The organism is Rhodococcus sp. 14-2483-1-1 (assembly GCF_002259335.1).
Classification (GTDB): Bacteria; Actinomycetota; Actinomycetes; order Mycobacteriales; family Mycobacteriaceae; genus Rhodococcoides.
The window spans coordinates 265357-283042 of record NZ_NPFX01000021.1 but is presented as its reverse complement, the minus strand read 5'-3'; the positions used below and the strand labels follow the sequence as shown (position 1 = coordinate 283042).

Sequence of the window (17686 nt, the reverse complement as noted above, 5' to 3'; positions counted from 1 at the left end):
GTGACCGAATTGTCCAGACAGTTAGTGGTACATACGGTCAGCTTATGAAAAGCCGCCTCCGGGCATACTGACGACATGAATGTCGACGCTGAGCGCTCCACGAACTCGATCACCATCGTCGGTGCCGGAATGGCCGGCGCGGCATGTGCCCGGGTTCTCCACGACGCAGCAGTGCCGTTTCGCATCGTCGACAGAGGACGCGCTCCCGGCGGACGGATGTCCTCCCCCGAGTTGCACGGACGACGCGTCGATCTGGGTGCCGGCTACTTCACCGTTCGGGATCAGGAATTCTCGACGGTGGTAGCCGACTGGGAGTCGAGGGGGCTGGCGCGCCAGTGGGCCAATACGTTCGGCATTCTCAAGCCCGAGACGGCACCGTGCACCACCACCGGCCCGGTTCGTTGGGCCACCCCGAACGGGCTTCGTTCTCTGGTACGAGACTTGCTGGGAGACTTCGACATCGAGGGATCCTCCGAGTTGACCGACCCACCTGACGGCCACGTCGTGGTGGCGATGCCCGATCCTCAGGCGACGCGACTGACCGCGGTCCCCGACGCCGTCGAGTACGAACCGGTCATCGCGGTCGCGTGCGGATTCGAGGGGTTGAATGCGCCGTTCCGCGACGCGGCCTTCGTCAACGATCATCCCGATATCGCGTTCGTCGTCGACGACGGTGCCCGGCGGGGTGACGCTGCACCCGTGCTGGTGGTGCACACGACCTCGGAGCGTGCACAGCAGCATCTCGCCGATCCCGACGCGGTGATTGCCCCGGTTCTCGACGCGCTGCGCGAACTGTCGGTCGTCTCTACGGCACCCAGCTGGACGCACGCCCATCGATGGACGTTCGCAAAGCCTGCGTCGCAGCACGATTCCACCTTTGCGCTCGAGCAGCGCGACGGACGACTCGTCGGGTTCGCCGGCGATCAATGGTGTGCATCCGGAGCGCCCCGGGTGGAAAGCGCATGGCGTTCGGGCACGGATGTCGGTACCGAGCTGGTTCGTCGCCTTCAGGGATGACTTTTGCCCTGCGTCCACCTACGACGCCGATTAACATCTCCCCCGTGCTGTCCGTCAAGTCGTACCCACGCGAATACATCGACGCCTGCCGTGCGCGCCTGGATTCTCAGCTTGCCGCCTATCGTGCGGTCGCATCGAATCGAACGACGACCACCGACGCGGACGAGGCGTTCGACGTCGCATTCTTCAACAATCTCGTGCTGACGCTCGAGGTGTATTTCTTGCACCGGATGCGTGGGCAGGAGAAGAAGAACGGCAATCCGCTCAACGAGGTCCGCGTGCTCGCCGCCTCGATGACAGCAGCTGAGGACATCATGACCAGCGATCCGACCATAAACTTGGATCCTGCCAAGAGCATTCTGGGATACGCCGTCGGCGATCGAATCGCGCTCGACGAGGAGCGGTTCGTTGCGTTGGCCGACGCCTACTTCGCCGAGATCGAAGTCAAGTTCGGGCCACACCTTGCGCCCTAGCTGCTGACGAATCTCACCGTCTCGTCCAAAGGCGCTCGGTTGGTACGAAATCCGTTGATCGAGTGGGTCTCGTCCGGGTAGCCGAAGGAAATGCCGGCCACCACTCGCCTGGTGTCCGGGATGTCGAACCACTCGTGCAGAAACGGTGAGTAGGCCGCCAATGCTGCCTGCGCGATCGCCCCGAGACCCAGGCTCTGCGCCGCGAGCAGAAAGGTCTGCAGATACAACCCGCAATCGACAGCCCCGTAGACACCGAGATCGGCATCGGTGGTGATGATGGCCGCGTGCGGGGCGTCGAACAGCTCGTAGTTGCGAATGAACTGACGCGTCGTCGCCTCGGTGTCGGACTTGACCACACCGATGCTCTCGTACAGTGCACCGCCGCATTCGCGTCGCCGCGCGCGGTGCAGGGCGTTGTAGCTGGCCGGGAACGGAAAGTCCGGTTGCGGGACGCCGGATGCGACGTGCTCGACCAGTGCCTCGGAAAACTTCCGGGTGGCATCGCCCTCGGTGACGATGACCTGCCACGACTGAGTGTTCGACCACGATGGAGTGCGCTGAGCGGCCGCCAACAACTGCTCGAGCACTTCCCGAGATACCTGCTTCGGCAGGAACTGCCGGCACGAATATCTCTCGTCGAGTAATTCTGTCAGCGCTTCGTACCGGGTCACGTCGTCCGCCTCGTGTCAGTGCTGTCGGGTGCGGATCGAAGGTAACACCACGGCCACGCCCGACGGTCATGCGCTGGACCGTCGGGCGGGCACTGCTCACTGCAGAGGAAGCAGGATGTCCTTCACCCGAGGGTCGGTCGCCAGAAATTCCTGCACCGCAGGGTCCTTGAACGCAGCGACGAGGTTCTTGATGTTGTCGGTATCTGCCCAACGGCTACCGATCGTGAGTTGTCCGGCAAACTCGTCCGGTGCCGGCGGTGCAAAGATCTGCTTCTCGACGGGGATGCCGGCCGCGAGGTAGTACTCGGTATAGCCCACTGCTGCATCGAGATCCGGCAATGCCCGTGACTGCGCAGCGAAGTCCAGCAGCGTGAACTTCAGGTTCTTCGGGTTCCCGACGATGTCCTTCTGCGTGGCCGTCGACTTGTCGACGGCGGGGTCGAGGGTGATCAGACCTGCCCGTTCGAGTACCCACAGACCCTGCGCCTCGTTGGCCGGATCGGAGTAGAGCGAGACCGTTGCGCCGTCCGGCAGTTGAGCTGGGTCCGAGTACTTTTCGGACCACAATCCGAAGCCCCAACGAAACACCGGGGTTGCGGCTTCTTCCTGAAAGTCGGGGTTGGATTCGAGTACCTGGCCGAGCCACAGCTTGTGCTGGTAGACGGTTGCCGCGACTTCCCCTTCGCTGACGGCGCGGTTGATGGTGTTGCTGTCTGCGAGTCCGCGGAACTCGACCGAGATGCCGTACTTTGGAGCGACCTGCTCTGCAACGAAATTCACGAGGGCCTGCTCGGACGCGTTCCCCTCGGCCGTGGCAACGACGAGCGTTGCACCCTCGGTGTCGTTGGCCGATGCCGTGTCGCCGAAGAACGCGATGCGGACAACCACGGCGAGTGCGATCAGCACCACGACGGCACCGATGATCCAGGGCGCTTTTCGACGGTTCTTCAGCTCGAAGCCGTGCGCTTCGGTGGACGTTGTCATGATGGATGGGACCTTTCGAATGCGGATCAGGCAGTGCGCAAGGCACGCTGATGAGGTGTGGTGTAGCGAACAAGTGCATCGCCGACGAGCTGGACGGCGGCGACGGTGAGAATCAGGATGACGATCGTGGCGATCATGACGGTGTGATCGAACCGTTGGTAGCCGTATGTGACTGCGACATAACCGATTCCGCCTGCACCGATGGTTCCGGCTATGGCTGAGTACTCGATCATGGCAATGACGTTGATGGTCAGTCCGCCGATGATCGACGGCACCGCCTCGGACAACTGCGTGGTGGTGACCTGCAGTGTGGAGCCACCCGACGCCCGGGCAACGTCGACCACCGACGTCGGAACCGAGCGCAGTGAGTTCTCGACGATGCGGGTGAAGAATGCAATACCCGCCAACGACATCGGCACCACAGCTGCTGCGATACCGATGTTTGTTCCGGTGATCCATCGCGTGACCGGAACCAGTGCAGCCATCAAGATCAGAAACGGCAACGACCGACCGATACTGACGATCCAGCTGATCGGAGCATGGAGCACCGGGTTCTCGAACAACCCGCCGAGGCCGAGGTTGAACAACACCGCACCGAGGGGCACACCGACGAGAACCACGATGAACATCACGATCCCGACCATCGTGAGGGTGTCGCCCAACGCGGGCAACAGCAGAGCCGGCAGTTCGTCTACCGGAACCTTGTTGCCTGCCGCGAGTACCGCGATCACGACGCGACCTCCAGGATCGGCTGCTCGGTATTCGTAGATCCGGACAATCCGAGAGCCGTGAGCGCACCGGGGACGCGTGGACTCAAGTGGCCACCTATGCCGATCGACGCGCTGCCGACAGCCACTCCGGCCACTACCTGCACGGAGGCTCCCAACAGCGCGACGGGCGCACCGAGATCCTGGCCCAGCCGCCCGATCCAGTCCTGCGGAACATCGGGCGAGTCGTAGGTGACGTTCCATTGCACGTCGCCGGCTGCCGCCTGTGCGTCGTCTCGCCTGGGGCGCAGCTCGTTGCCGAGCGCCGACGTGTGGTCGGTCAACAGATCGACCAGCTTCCCGGATTCGACGATGCGGCCGTGATCGAGCCTGGCCACCGAATCGGCGGCTCGCAGAACGGTATCCATCTCGTGGGTGATGAACACGATGGCGAGGTCGAGGTCGCGACGAAGTTCGCGCAGCAATTCGACCACCGATTCGGTGGTCTGCGGATCCAGGCCGGAGGTTGCCTCGTCGGAGAGCAGCACCGACGGCCGCAGCGCCAACGCTCGCGCAATTCCCACTCGTTGACGCTGTCCGCCCGAGAGCTGAAACGGATACCGAGCGGCTTTGTCGGACAGACCTACTCGGTCGAGAAGCTCTCCCACACGCCTGGCCGTCTCAGCCTTCGTGACCCCGAGGAACTCCAGCGGCAAGGCGACGTTCTCCGCCACCGTTCGACGCGAGAGCAGGCTCGACGACTGAAACACCGTGCCGATGCGGCGACGCGCGACTCGAAGCTGCTTGGCATTCAACTGCGCGAGATCGTCCCCGTTGACGATCACCGAGCCCGAGGTGGGACGCGTCAAGAGGTTGATGCATTGGGCCAGCGTGCTTTTGCCGGCACCACTGGGGCCGACGACGGCCAGGATCTCGCCGGACTGCACCGTGAAATCCAGCCGGTCGAGGACGACGGTCGTGTTCTCCCCCGTCCCGTACGTCTTGGTCAATTGCGCTATTTCGATCATGCTCCGACGCTCTTTTCGCTGATGTGACGGCGCAACACTGAGGTATCGGGGCGCTGCTGACCAGCTATCGACTCATCACGATCCGAACTGTTCCCACCGGCCTTGGCCGTCGGTAGCGTCGCACCGCTGTCGATATCGAAGACAGGTCGTCCTGCCGAAGGAGTTCCCCCGTGTCACGCGAGATTCGTTTCAATGCCTTCGACATGAACTGCGTCGCGCATCAGTCCCCCGGTCTGTGGCGTCATCCGCTCGATCAGTCGTGGCGCTACAAGGAACTCGGCTACTGGACCGATCTGGCGAAGCTGTTGGAACGAGGACTGTTCGACGGTTTGTTCATCGCCGATGTCCTCGGCACGTACGACGTGTACGGCGGGAACCACGACGCGGCCATTCGGCACGGCGCGCAGATTCCGGTGTCGGACCCACTCCTGCTCGTCAGTGCCCAGGCCGCGGTCACCGAGCATCTGGGCTTCGGCATCACTGCAGGTACCGGTTTCGAGCACCCGTATCCGTTCGCACGTCGGCTCTCCACGCTCGACCATCTGACCAACGGCCGCATCGGGTGGAACGTCGTCACCGGTTACCTGCCGTCAGCGGCGCAGAACATGGGACACGACGATCAGCTGAAACACGACGATCGCTACGACCACGCCGACGAGTACCTCGAGGTGCTCTACAAGTTGTGGGAGGCGTCGTGGGACGACGACGCGGTGATCCGCGATCGTGAGACCGGTGTGTTCACCGATCCGGCCAAGGTGCATCGAATCGGCCACCGCGGCAAACACTTCACGGTGCCAGGTATACATCTGGCCGAGCCGTCACCGCAGCGGACGCCGGTGATCTTCCAGGCCGGCGCGTCGCCGCGTGGCGTACGGTTCGCGGCGCAGAATGCCGAAGCGATCTTCGTCGGCGCACCCACCAAGGATATTCTGGCGCAGACGGTTTCGAACATTCGTCGAGCCCTGCGCGATGCCGGCCGTGATCCGTATTCGGCGCGGATCTATCAGCTACTCACCATCGTCACCGACGAGACATCAGAACTCGCCCACGCCAAGCACGACGAGTATCGGTCGTATGCGAGTGCCGAGGGTGCGTTGGTGTTCATGTCGGGCTGGATGGGCGTCGACCTGTCGCGGTATGCGCTCGACGAGCCGCTCGGCAATGTCGAGAGCAATGCGATTCAGTCGTTCGTTGCGTCGTTCCAGTCGATCGGAGCCGATGGCAAGGAATGGACGGTGCGCGATATCGCCGAGTGGGGCGGCATCGGCGGTGCCGGTCCGCGCATCGTCGGCTCCCCCGGCGAAGTCGCAGACCAATTGCAGGAGTGGGTGGACGAGACCGACGTCGACGGATTCAACCTTGCGTACGCCATCACCCCGGGAACGTTCGAGGATGTCGTGCAGTACGTCGTCCCCGAATTGCAGCGCCGCGGTGTCTACCGCACCGAGTACACGCCGGGCACATTGCGCCACAAGCTCTTCGGCAGAGGCGACCGACTGCCCGAGGAACACCGGGCACAGCAGATCGTTCGGGAGGTCAAGAGCCACCGCGCGCAGGCGTGACCCCCGATCGGACGCGGCCCTGAATACCTTCCGACTCGGATGCGTCGGGAGGTGTGCGCATCCGTACCAGAACATGTGCACGCTCGTTCGATGCAGTTGAACCGTCTCGGGCTTGGATGAATTCTGTCGCCCCACTCGACCGAGAACAACTCTCCGTGGGGTACCTCGCGAGGTCACTGTCGCCCTCCGAGTCTCAGTGCCGCTGCACATCGGCGGCTCAGCCATTTCGACAGGAGTGCCATGACCGACTCACCGGTGGAAGACGTACACGCCATCCAAGAACTCAACGCTCGTTACAACTTCGCGGTGGACGAAACCGACGGTCCTGCCTGGGCTGACTGTTTCACCTCCACGGGCGTGTTCAACGCCCTCCTTCCGGGCCAGACCCCGACTGGCACAGAGGAACTGATTCGCTTCATGCCCATCGTCACCGAGGCATTCGGGCGAATGCACCACCTCACGACCAACGAGATCATCACGGTGAGCGGCAACGAAGCCACTCAGAAGTGCTATCTCCTCTTCTTCTCGGCGAAAGACGGACGCACCGAAGGGACGATCTGCGAATACAACGACGCGCTCGAAAAGACGGACAGCGGGTGGAAGTACTCGCGCAGGGACGTCACCGCGCACACCAAGATCGCTGACTTCACCGCCGTCACCGAATCCGTCTGACCACTAGCGAAACGAAGAAGGACAATCATGGATTTCGAAGACAAGGTAGTTCTGATCACCGGTGCAGCCGGCGGCATCGGCCACGCTGCGACGAAGGCGTTCGCCGAACAAGGTGCGACGCTGGTGTTGGTGGATCTGTCACTATCGGCGCTCGAGAAGATCGCCGCCGATCTGGGCCTCCCCGAGAACCGACTGCTACTCGTCGCAGCCGATGTCAGGAGCGAGAGTGAAGTCGAAGGATACGTCGCCGGTGCCACAACGCGGTTCGGCAGGATCGACGTCTTCTTCAACAATGCGGGCGTGGAAGGTAAGACCGGAGCCCTGGTCGACACCGACGCCGAAACCGTGGACACGATCCTCGACGTGAACGTCAAGGGATCGTTCTTCGGCATCAAACACGTCCTGTCGACGATGATCACACAGAGGTCGGGTGCCATCGTCAACACGTCGTCGATGGCCGGATTGATCGGCTTTCCCGCCCTCGGTGTGTACACCGCCTCGAAGCACGCTGTGATCGGCCTGACGCGCGTGGCTGCATTGGAAGCAGCAGACAGCGGTGTTCGAGTGAACGCAGTGTGTCCCGGTCCGGTGAACACTCGCATGATGCGCGGAATCGAAAACGGCCTGTCGGCCGACAACCCCGAGGCAGCGAAGTCTCAGTTCGCCGACAGCACCGCCATCAAGCGGTACGCCGAGCCCGAGGAGATCGCGAATGTTGTGCTCTTCCTGGCCTCGGACAAGGCGTCCTACGTCACCGGAAGCATCTTCACCGCGGACGGCGGCATGACCGGAATGTGATCGTCGGCGCTCACCGCCCCGATGCAGACAGTGCACCGGGCGGTGAGCACGTCCGTCGATGTCATGACGACAGAGACGCGGCTCGTCGACCGAGGTATTCCGAAGGCAGACAACCTTTGTGCGTTCTGAAAACACGATTGAGATGCGACAGGTCCGCGAAACCCCACCGAGCTGCCAGGGTGGACATCGACGTCGGCCGGGTCGCCGAATCGAGATCTGCCGCGCACGCCTCGACTCGCGACTTCATGACAGTTCGGGCATACGAGAGGTCGGTCTCCTCGTACAGCTGGTGGAGCTTGCGTACGGAGATGGAAAAGCGCCGCGCGGTGTGCTCGGCAGGCACCGATCCAAATCGAATCTGTTCTGCCACATAGGTGTTGATGGCGGCTCTCGTCTCGGCTCGGATGCTCCGGCCGTCGACGGCCTCTTCTTCTCTGCTCGATCCGGCCGCTGATGCGATGAGAGTGAGCAGTGCCGAATTGGTGGCGAGGACATCTGCGCGCCCCATTCGATCGGCTCGCTGCCACACCGCAGTCATCGCGGCACCGGCTACGTGCGCAGACGCATTGGCCGGAGAGAAAGATACTGCGGTTCTCCCGTTCGAGTCCGTGATCAACGGTTTCAACATGCCGTTGGGGACCTTCATCGACAGCACTCTCCACCTGCTCCGGTAATCGAGTCCGAACGGTCGAGTTGCATCGAACAACGCGAAATCGCCTGCGTTCACGACACACGTCCGGCCTGCCTGACTTCCGACACAGGTGCCCTCCAAGACCAGATTCACGAACGTCACGTCCTCCGTGGTTCTCGCTACCTCTGATCGCCCGTGAATATGGAGTTGAGGCTCCGACGCGATTTCCGCAAGCCGAATGGATCCGACCGGCGCGGCGCGAACCCACCCGCTCATCCCGCCGGGTGTCGACGAGGCTGTCGGGTCTGCGGCCGGGCGGCGGGGAAACAACGGTGTGAACGCGTCGCAGATTGCGTCGCGCCAGTAGCCGAATTGATCGGTCACCGGCAGGTCTTCGGTCGTCCAATGCTCCATGGTCAAGCCTCACCCGTATCGAAGTTCGCGCTCGTCCCACCGATCATGCGGCGCTGCCGTTTCCGGGCCGTTGCACGTGAGGCGTCGACGAGTAACCGTCACCTCACGCAGCCGACGGACCGGATGTGAAACACCGTGAGCATGGAGGGGCAGCCGTGAAAAGCTCGTGCCGTACACGGGTAGATACGGACGAGGTCGACTGTGACCGATGATGACCGGCGGACCGATTCAGGGACGACAACACCTGTGGCCATTGGATCGAGGGTGGGCGCAGAGGGGTTCGAACCCCCGACCGCTGGTGTGTAAAACCAGAGCTCTACCGCTGAGCTATACGCCCGAGTACCGGTGGCCTGGGGACAACCCCGGGCCACCGGAACGCTTGGAGAAATTTATCGTGTCTGATCTCTAACTACAATTCCGCAGGTCAGCTCACCTGTGCGAGTGCCTCGGACCACGATGAACTGTCTCGGGCTTCCCCGGGACCGTTCATCTCGGCGAATCTGATGATTCCGGACTTGTCCACCACGAACGTTCCGCGATTGGCGAATCCGGCGCTGTCGTTGAACACGCCGTACGCCTGAGCCACTTCACCGTGTGGCCAGAAGTCGGACAGCAGCGGAAAGGTGTAACCCTGTTCTGCAGCCCAGATCTTGTGGGTCGGAGGCGGACCCACCGAGATCGCCAGGATCGCGGTGTCGTCGTTCTCGAACGTCGGTAGCTCGTCGCGCACTTTGCACAGCTCGCCCTGGCACGTACCGGTGAAAGCCAGTGGATAGAACACGAGCAGAACGTTTTTCACGTTCCTGTACGACGACAACGTGACCAGTTGGTTGTTCTGGTCCTTGAGGGTGAAGTCGGGCGCAACCGCGCCAACCTCGATCGGCATCTAGAACCGTCTTCCTGTGTCGAGCATCGGCCTACCGCTTGGTGGCAGGAGTCTTGGGCTGAACCAATCGACTTCCGATCCAGTCGCCGAGATTTGCCGCAGAGGTCTGCGTCAATCCTGCGGTCGGGGCGGATTCGGCAATCTCGCTGGGTTCGACATGACCGGACATGCCGGTCTTGGGGCTGAGGACCCACACGATGCCATCGTCCGAGAGCGGACCGATCGCATCCATGAGCGCATCGACCAGGTCACCGTCTCCGTCGCGCCACCACAGCAGCACAACATCGATCACCTCGTCGGAATCCTCGTCGAGGGTCTCCCCACCGATCGCATCTTCTACGTCGGCGCGCAGATCATCGTCGGTGTCCTCGTCCCAGCCCAGCTCCTGTACGACCATGTCGCGAGTTATGCCAAGTTTCTGAGCGTAGTTCTGAGCGTCCGCCGCGGCGACCACGGTGGTGACCTCCTTGAATTGTGGGTGCAGTAGACAAAGCGAACAGTGTTGAAGCCGTTCGCGCAAGCTGACCGCGCCGAAATTGAGTACATAAATTTCTACTGGTGGGTATTGGACCTCTGTACTACCAGAACCAACAAGATGTAGCAGGATTGGGGAGGAATCACGAGACCGAGGAAAGTAGACCGCCGTCACAGGGGCGGGTCTACCGGGACCGGGCGCCACACCGAGCGTCCGCCACATTGAGGAGTGCACACGTTGTCCGAAGTGAACAGCGGCGAACGGCAGAACACATCGTCTGCAGGCAAGAAGGGCTCGGACGGCCGGGTCCGCGTCATCCGTGAGGGTGTCGCGTCGTACCTGCCCGATATCGACAACGACGAGACCAACGAGTGGATCGAATCGTTCGACGGCTTGCTGGAGAGGTCCGGCCCCAACCGCGCTCGCTACCTGATGCTCAGGTTGCTCGAGCGCGCCGGCGAGCGCCGGGTCGCGCTGCCGTCCTTGACGTCTACGGACTACGTCAACACGATCCCCACCGAGAACGAGCCGTGGTTTCCCGGCGACGAGTCGATGGAACGCCGATACCGTGCCTGGATCCGCTGGAACGCGGCCATTATGGTGCACCGCGCGCAGCGTCCCGGCGTCGGCGTCGGCGGACACATCTCCACGTACGCGTCCTCCGCAGCGCTCTACGAGGTCGGTTTCAACCACTTCTTCCGCGGCAAGGATCACCCGGGCGGCGGCGACCACATCTTCATCCAGGGTCACGCCTCCCCCGGCATCTATGCCCGCGCCTTCCTCGAAGGCCGCATCCCGGCCGAGCGCATGGACGGCTTCCGTCAGGAGGCCAGCCACGAGACCGAGGGGGGCGGACTGCCGTCGTACCCGCACCCGCGTCTGATGCAGGATTTCTGGGAGTTCCCGACGGTGTCGATGGGCCTCGGCCCGATGAACGCCATCTACCAGGCTCGCTTCAACCATTACCTGAACGACCGCGGCATCAAGGACACCTCCGATCAGCACGTGTGGGCCTACCTCGGCGACGGCGAGATGGACGAGCCGGAATCACGTGGACTTGCGCACGTCGCTGCGACCGAGGGTCTGGACAACCTCACGTTCGTCGTCAACTGCAACCTGCAGCGTCTCGACGGCCCGGTGCGCGGTAACGGCAAGATCATCCAGGAACTGGAGTCGTTCTTCCGCGGTGCCGGCTGGAACGTCATCAAGGTCGTTTGGGGTCGCGAGTGGGACGCGTTGCTGCACGCAGACCGCGACGGCGCGCTCGTCAACCTGATGAACACCACCCCAGACGGTGACTTCCAGACCTACAAGGCCAACGACGGCAGCTACGTCCGTGATCACTTCTTCGGCCGCGATCCACGCACCAAGGAGCTCGTCAAGGATCTGTCCGACGACGAGATCTGGAACCTCAAGCGCGGCGGTCACGACTACCGCAAGGTGCACGCTGCCTACGCAGCCGCGATGTCGCACAAGGGCCAGCCGACGGTCATCCTGGCGCACACCATCAAGGGCTACACCCTCGGCAAGCACTTCGAGGGCCGTAACGCCACGCACCAGATGAAGAAGCTCACGCTCGACGATCTCAAGACGTTCCGCGATCTTCAGCACATCCCGATCTCCGACGAGGAGCTCGAGAAGGATCCGTACATGCCGCCGTACTACCACCCCGGTGCGGATGCTCCCGAGATCCAGTACATGCTCGATCGGCGTGCCAAGCTCGGCGGATTTGTCCCTGAGCGGCGCGTCGACGTCAAGCCGCTCCCGCAGCCGAGCGACGACACGTACAAGACGCTCCGCAAGGGCTCCGGCAAGCAGGAAGTCGCCACCACCATGGCGCTCGTGCGCGTGATGAAAGAGCTGTTGCGAGACAAGGAGATCGGCCACCGAATCGTGCCGATCATCCCGGACGAGGCCCGCACGTTCGGCATGGACTCGTGGTTCCCGTCGCTGAAGATCTACAACCGCAACGGCCAGCTGTACACCTCGGTGGACTCGGAGCTGATGCTCGCCTACAAGGAGAGCTCGGTCGGCCAGATCCTGCACGAGGGCATCAACGAAGCCGGTTCCACATCGTCGTTCACCGCGGTCGGTACCTCGTACGCCACGCACGGCGAGGTCATGATCCCGCTGTACATCTTCTACTCGATGTTCGGTTTCCAGCGCACCGGCGACGGCCTGTGGGCTGCCGCGGACCAGATGGCTCGTGGGTTCGTCCTCGGTGCCACCGCGGGTCGCACCACCCTGACCGGTGAGGGTCTGCAGCACGCCGACGGTCATTCGCTGCTGCTGGCGTCGACCAACCCGGCGGCCGTGGCCTACGACCCGGCGTTCTCGTACGAGATCGCGCACATCGTCAAGGACGGTCTGCGACGGATGTACGGCGGCACCGAAGGTGTCGAGGGCTTCGGCGGCGAGAACATCTTCTACTACATCACCCTGTACAACGAGCCGTACGTGCAGCCGGCCGAGCCGGAGAACCTCGACGTCGAGGGTCTGCTCAAGGGCATCTACCGGTTCGCTGCTCCGCAGGAAGGCGACGGACCCGAGGCGCAGTTGTTGGCGTCGGGCGTCGGCATGGTCTCGGCCCGCAAGGCCCGAGAGTTGCTGTTCGAGGAGTGGGGCGTGCGCTCGGCCGTCTGGTCGGTGACGTCCTGGGGCGAACTGCGCCGCGACGGCGTCGACGCCGAGCGGGAGTCGCTGCGCAATCCCGGTGCAGACAAGCGCGTTCCGTTCGTCACCTCCGCGCTCGCCGACGCCAACGGCCCGGTCGTCGCGTCCTCGGATTGGATGCGTGCAGTGCCGGACCAGATTCGCCAGTGGGTTCCGGGCGATTACGTCACCCTCGGCACCGACGGCTTCGGGTTCTCCGATACCCGTCCGGCCGCGCGTCGGGTGTTCAACGTCGACGCCGAGTCGATCGTCGTCGCCACGCTGTCCGCTCTTGCAGCATCCGGTGAGATCGACAAGTCCAAGGCCGTCGAGGCCGCGGAGAAGTACAAGATCGACGACGTCACTGCAGCTCCGACGTCGTTCGCCGATACCGGTTCGGCGTAGGTTCCACGCCTGTTCGGCCGACCCCCGTCCCACGTCGCGAAGCATGTCCGTCGCGATAGGGGCGGGGGTCGGGCGTAGGTTCTCCCTATGTCCGATGCGAAACCCGACCCACCGGGCAGCGCGTCCGCACGCGATGTGTCCCGACGCGACGCCTATCGCGAAGCGTTGCGCGATTCGTTGACTCGCGATTCTCTGACGTCGGACAACGAGGTGCACCTTCCGGTCGCCTCACTTGCACCCTCCCGCCAGAAGCGCGACCCTTTGCCCGACGCCCTGCTGCGACGGGTCAAACAGTTCTCCGGCCGACTCTCGACCGAGGCCGTGACGACGATGCAGGGCCAGCTGCCGTTCTTCGGCGATCTGGACGCGGCCCAACGTGCGAGCGTGCAGTTGTTGATTCAGACAGCCGTCGACAACTTTCTCGAGTGGCTGAAGAATCCCCACAGCGACATTCGCTTCTCTCTCGATGCCTTTCAGGTCATCCCCCAAGACCTCGCCCGACGCCTCACTCTGCGCCAGACGGTCGACATGGTCCGCGTGGCGATGGAGTTCTTCGAGCAGTGGCTTCCGGCTCTCGCACGTAACGATCAGCAGTTGGTGGCCCTGACCGAGGCCGTATTGCGGTACGGACGCGAGCTCGGCTTCGCGGCCGCATCGGTCTACGCCAGCGCCGCCGAGTCCCGTGGAGCCTGGGACACCCGGCTCGAAGCCCTCGTGGTCGACGCCGTCGTGCGCGGAGATACCGGCTCGGACATGCTGTCCCGCGCCGCCACGTTGAACTGGGACGCCACCGCGCCCGCCACTGTGCTGGTCGGCACTCCCCCGGACGATCGGGGTGTGTCCGTCGTCGGAACCGTGCACGCGGTGGCGCAGAAGCACGGGCGCGCAGCACTGGCCGTTGTTCAGGGGACGCGGTTGGTCATGGTGGTCAGCGGCCAGATCACCGATTCGTCTGCCCACCACGCATTCATCGACGACATGCTGCAGAACTTCTCCGACGGGCCCGTCGTCATCGGTCCCACCACCCGCACTTTGGGAGCGGCGCACTCGAGCGCCCTCGAGGCGTTCGCCGGGATGCAGGCCGTGGCGGGTTGGCGGGGCGCACCGCGCCCGGTGCATGCGGGCGAGCTGCTACCCGAGCGTGCGCTGCTGAACGACGGTGCGGCGATATCGGCGCTGAACGATCATGTGGTCGTTCCGTTGGCTGCGGCGGGTTCCGGATTGGCCGACACGCTCGATGCCTACCTGGACTGCGGCGGCGCCGTCGAAACCTGCGCACGGCAGCTGTTTGTTCATCCAAATACCGTCCGTTATCGCCTCAAGCGCATTGCCGAGGTAACCGGGCGCGATCCCACCAACCCGCGCGATGCGTACGTGCTCCGAGTTGCAGCAACAGTAGGAAGGTTGGCTCGAACCCATCACGAACCGCCCCATCCTGCCCCATTTGTCACACAGGTCACATTCGGAGAAGTAGTCACGTAACGAGCAACCACCCTCCGGCGATAGCGGATCCCCACGAGGCGATTTGTAGGGTTCCCACAAATTGCTTGTCGAGAGTTCATCGAGCGCGACATCACTCGGACGGGCCCCGACAGTGTTCTCTTAACCCTGTGATTGCGTTGCTTGCGCCCGGTCAGGGCTCCCAGACTCCCGGCATGCTGCTGCCTTGGCTCGAATTGCCGGGTGCGGCAGACCGCCTCGCCCTGTGGTCCAAGGCTTCCGGCCTGGACCTCGTTCGCCTCGGCACCACGGCCACAGCCGAGGAGATCACCGATACCGCGGTGACACAGCCGCTGGTCGTGGCGTCCGCTTTGCTCGCTTTCGAGGAAATCGCAGCCCGCGGCCTGTTCCCCGAAGATGCCGTCATTGCCGGACACTCCGTGGGCGAGCTTGCTGCCGCGGCCATCGCCGGCGTCATCTCCTCCGACGACGCAGTCTCCCTCGCCGCGGTCCGTGGCGCTGCCATGGCCAAGGCCTGTGCGCTCGAGCCGACCGGCATGTCTGCCGTCCTGGGCGGCGACGAGGCCGCCGTCCTCGCCCGACTCGAAGAACTCGACCTCGCCCCGGCCAATGTCAACGCCGCCGGGCAGATCGTCGCAGCCGGCCTGCTGACCAAGCTTGCCGAGCTGGCCGAGAGCGCGCCCGAAAAGGCCCGGGTTCGCGCACTGCCGGTCGCAGGCGCGTTCCACACCAAGTACATGGCGTCGGCGGGCGACACCGTTGCCGCCGCCGCTGCTGCCATCACGCCATCGGAGCCGTCGCGGACCCTGCTGTCCAACTCGGACGGTCAGCCGGTCACCTCGGGTGCCGACGCACTGAACAAACTTGCCGCACAGGTCACTCGCCCCGTGCGATGGGACCTGTGCAACGCCTACCTGCGCACCGCGCAGGTCACCGGACTTGTGGAACTGCCCCCGGCAGGCGCACTGGTCGGCATCGCCAAGCGTGAACTACGCGGCGTCGCCAACCTCGGCCTGAAGACACCGGCGGACATTTCCGCACTGGCCGAGCTCGGATAGCTCGGCAACCACACCGCAGTCTCAGCACTGCGGATCTACTTCCACTCCCCGAGTGGCAGAAATGCACAACCGCGTCTCGAAGCACATGACTTCGGCGTTCGACACAGAAGAGAAGGGACCCACAACAGTGGCCAGCCAGGAAGACCTCATCGCCGGACTTGCAGAGATCATCGAAGAGGTCACGGGCATCGAACCGTCCGAGGTGACCATCGAGAAGTCCTTCGTGGACGACCTCGACATCGACTCGCTCTCCATGGTCGAGATTGCAGTGCAGACCGAGGACAAGTACGGCGTGAAGATCCCCGACGAGGACCTCGCAGGTCTGCGCACCGTCGGTGACGCCGTCAACTACATCCAGAAGCTCGAAGCGGAGAACCCCGAAGCCGCAGAAGCTATCAAGGCCAAGCTCGACGACTCCGCGAGCGAGTGACAGGGCCCATGACCAACCCATCCACCGCCAACGGACGCTTCCCCAGTGTCGTCGTCACCAGCCTCGCTGCGACCACGTCACTTGCGGGTGACGTCGATGCCACGTGGAAGGGTCTGCTGAACGGCGACAGCGGGATTGCAACTCTGGAAGACGATTTCGTCGCCGAGTACGACCTGCCCGTGCGGATCGGCGGACACCTCGCGGTGAACCCGCAGAGCCTGCTCTCACGGGTCGAGATTCGTCGCCTGAGCTACGTGGAGCAGCTGGCCACCGTGCTCGGTCGCGAGGTGTGGAAGAACGCCGGTACCCCCGACGTCGATCCTCTTCGTCTCGGCGTGTCGATCGGTACCGGCCTCGGTGGCGGCGATTCTCTGATCGACGCCAACGACAAGATGAAGGCCGGCGGCTACCGCAAGGTGTCTCCGCTCGCCGTTCAGATGGTCATGCCGAACGGCCCCGCAGCGGTCGTCGGACTCGAACTCAAAGCGCAGGCCGGCGTCATCACTCCTGTCTCGGCCTGCTCCTCGGGATCGGAAGCCATCGCTCACGCATGGCGAATGATCGTGATGGGCGACGCGGACATGGTCGTCACCGGCGGCGTCGAGGGATACATCGACGCGGTCCCGATCGCCAGCTTCTCCATGATGCGGGCGATGAGCACCAACAACGACAATCCGAAGGGTGCCTCACGTCCGTTCGACAAGGATCGTGACGGCTTCGTCTTCGGTGAAGCGGGTGCGCTCATGGTCATCGAGACCGAGGAGCATGCCAAGGCTCGCGGCGCAACGATTCACGCCCGCCTGCTCGGTGCCGGAATCACCTCCGACGGGTTCCACCTCGTGGCTCCCGACCCGGAGGGCAAGGGTGCCGCGCGTGCGATGCAGCGCGCCATCGAGACCGCAGGCCTGCAGAAGTCCGACATCACCCACGTGAACGCCCACGCAACGGCAACTCCCATCGGAGACACTGCCGAAGCGCTGGCAATCAACAAGGCCGTCGGAAATCACGCAGCGGTGTACGCACCGAAATCCGCTCTCGGCCACTCGATCGGTGCCGTCGGTGCCCTCGAGTCGGTTCTGACGGTGCTGGCAGTGCGTGAGGGAATCATCCCTCCCACACTGAATTTGGAGAATCAGGATCCCGAGATCGATCTCGACGTCGTCAAGGGCGAGCCCCGCGTCGGACAGATCGATTACGCGATCAACAACTCGTTCGGATTCGGTGGGCACAACGTAGCGCTCGCCTTCGGAAAGGCGTGATGCACTGAGTCGATCGTTTCGACTCAGCGAATCCCGCTCTCGCAGTGCATGATCCGAACCGGGGAACCGTTCCTCGTGAACGGCCCCGGTTCGGGCCTCGCCC

The 17686-nt window shown here is 63.5% G+C and carries 17 protein-coding genes and 1 tRNA gene; 10 read left to right on the top strand and 8 right to left on the bottom strand.

Annotation, left to right across the window (positions count from 1 at the left end):
* The first annotated feature begins 75 nt into the window (after positions 1-75).
* Together CH294_RS19865 and CH294_RS19860 are read left to right on the top strand one after the other, a co-directional pair.
* Positions 76-1017, top strand: coding sequence for an NAD(P)-binding protein (locus tag CH294_RS19865; protein ID WP_094738886.1), 942 nt, complete (start codon positions 76-78; stop codon positions 1015-1017).
* A 44-nt stretch (positions 1018-1061) separates the two neighbouring features.
* Positions 1062-1490 (top strand): hypothetical protein, encoded by a 429-nt coding sequence (locus CH294_RS19860; protein WP_094738885.1) that lies wholly within the window; start codon positions 1062-1064, stop codon positions 1488-1490.
* On the opposite strand, the gene CH294_RS19855 is transcribed toward CH294_RS19860, so the two are convergent.
* The 4 genes from CH294_RS19855 to CH294_RS19840 form a co-directional block, all read right to left on the bottom strand.
* A complete protein-coding gene (locus CH294_RS19855) occupies positions 1487-2161 on the bottom strand; it encodes a nitroreductase (protein ID WP_037150945.1) in 675 nt (224 codons plus the stop codon). The two genes, CH294_RS19860 and CH294_RS19855, sit on opposite strands and share 4 nt — an antisense overlap.
* A 96-nt stretch (positions 2162-2257) precedes the next feature.
* Positions 2258-3145 carry a MetQ/NlpA family ABC transporter substrate-binding protein gene (locus tag CH294_RS19850; RefSeq protein ID WP_094704678.1) on the bottom strand — a complete coding sequence of 296 codons (888 nt, stop codon included), beginning with the start codon at positions 3143-3145 and terminating at the stop codon, positions 2258-2260.
* A gap of 26 nt (positions 3146-3171) precedes the next feature.
* Positions 3172-3876 (bottom strand): methionine ABC transporter permease, encoded by a 705-nt coding sequence (locus tag CH294_RS19845; protein WP_094738884.1) that lies wholly within the window; start codon positions 3874-3876, stop codon positions 3172-3174.
* Positions 3873-4880, bottom strand: a complete 1008-nt coding sequence (locus CH294_RS19840; RefSeq protein WP_094704677.1) for an ATP-binding cassette domain-containing protein — start codon at positions 4878-4880, stop codon at positions 3873-3875. The genes CH294_RS19845 and CH294_RS19840 overlap by 4 nt, the downstream gene beginning before the upstream one ends.
* A gap of 170 nt (positions 4881-5050) precedes the next feature.
* Between CH294_RS19840 and CH294_RS19835 the strand changes: the two genes are divergently transcribed.
* The 3 genes from CH294_RS19835 to CH294_RS19825 all read left to right on the top strand — a co-directional run bounded on the left by CH294_RS19835 (position 5051) and on the right by CH294_RS19825 (position 7912).
* Complete coding sequence (locus CH294_RS19835; protein WP_032404032.1) at positions 5051-6442, top strand: LLM class flavin-dependent oxidoreductase; 1392 nt, start codon at positions 5051-5053, stop codon at positions 6440-6442.
* A gap of 240 nt (positions 6443-6682) precedes the next feature.
* The gene (locus tag CH294_RS19830; protein WP_094610135.1) at positions 6683-7114 is read left to right on the top strand and encodes a nuclear transport factor 2 family protein; all 432 of its coding nucleotides are present in this window, start codon (positions 6683-6685) and stop codon (positions 7112-7114) included.
* Positions 7115-7141: 27 nt separating this feature from the next.
* On the top strand, positions 7142-7912 hold the full coding sequence (locus tag CH294_RS19825) for an SDR family oxidoreductase (protein WP_094738883.1): 771 nt from the start codon (positions 7142-7144) through the stop codon (positions 7910-7912).
* A 61-nt stretch (positions 7913-7973) separates the two neighbouring features.
* On the opposite strand, the gene CH294_RS19820 is transcribed toward CH294_RS19825, so the two are convergent.
* The 4 genes from CH294_RS19820 to CH294_RS19805 all read right to left on the bottom strand — a co-directional run bounded on the left by CH294_RS19820 (position 7974) and on the right by CH294_RS19805 (position 10297).
* Positions 7974-8957, bottom strand: a complete 984-nt coding sequence (locus tag CH294_RS19820) for a helix-turn-helix domain-containing protein (RefSeq protein WP_094738882.1) — start codon at positions 8955-8957, stop codon at positions 7974-7976.
* 265 nt (positions 8958-9222) lie between these two features.
* A tRNA-Val gene (locus CH294_RS19815) sits at positions 9223-9294 on the bottom strand.
* An 87-nt stretch (positions 9295-9381) separates the two neighbouring features.
* A complete protein-coding gene (locus CH294_RS19810; protein ID WP_032379128.1) occupies positions 9382-9843 on the bottom strand; it encodes a peroxiredoxin in 462 nt (153 codons plus the stop codon).
* A 31-nt stretch (positions 9844-9874) separates the two neighbouring features.
* On the bottom strand, positions 9875-10297 hold the full coding sequence (locus tag CH294_RS19805; protein WP_032379129.1) for a DUF3052 domain-containing protein: 423 nt from the start codon (positions 10295-10297) through the stop codon (positions 9875-9877).
* A gap of 258 nt (positions 10298-10555) precedes the next feature.
* Between CH294_RS19805 and aceE the strand changes: the two genes are divergently transcribed.
* The 5 genes from aceE (at position 10556) to CH294_RS19780 (ending at position 17583) form a co-directional block, all read left to right on the top strand.
* Complete coding sequence (gene aceE / locus CH294_RS19800) at positions 10556-13375, top strand: pyruvate dehydrogenase (acetyl-transferring), homodimeric type (RefSeq protein WP_032404031.1); 2820 nt, start codon at positions 10556-10558, stop codon at positions 13373-13375.
* A gap of 87 nt (positions 13376-13462) precedes the next feature.
* The gene (locus CH294_RS19795; RefSeq protein ID WP_230592530.1) at positions 13463-14857 is read left to right on the top strand and encodes a helix-turn-helix domain-containing protein; all 1395 of its coding nucleotides are present in this window, start codon (positions 13463-13465) and stop codon (positions 14855-14857) included.
* A gap of 128 nt (positions 14858-14985) precedes the next feature.
* Positions 14986-15894, top strand: a complete 909-nt coding sequence (locus CH294_RS19790; RefSeq protein ID WP_032379130.1) for an ACP S-malonyltransferase — start codon at positions 14986-14988, stop codon at positions 15892-15894.
* A gap of 85 nt (positions 15895-15979) precedes the next feature.
* On the top strand, positions 15980-16324 hold the full coding sequence (gene acpM / locus CH294_RS19785; RefSeq protein ID WP_052058428.1) for a meromycolate extension acyl carrier protein AcpM: 345 nt from the start codon (positions 15980-15982) through the stop codon (positions 16322-16324).
* Between the two features lie 8 nt (positions 16325-16332).
* On the top strand, positions 16333-17583 hold the full coding sequence (locus CH294_RS19780; protein WP_032403883.1) for a KasA/KasB family beta-ketoacyl-ACP synthase: 1251 nt from the start codon (positions 16333-16335) through the stop codon (positions 17581-17583).
* Positions 17584-17686: the final 103 nt, after the last annotated feature.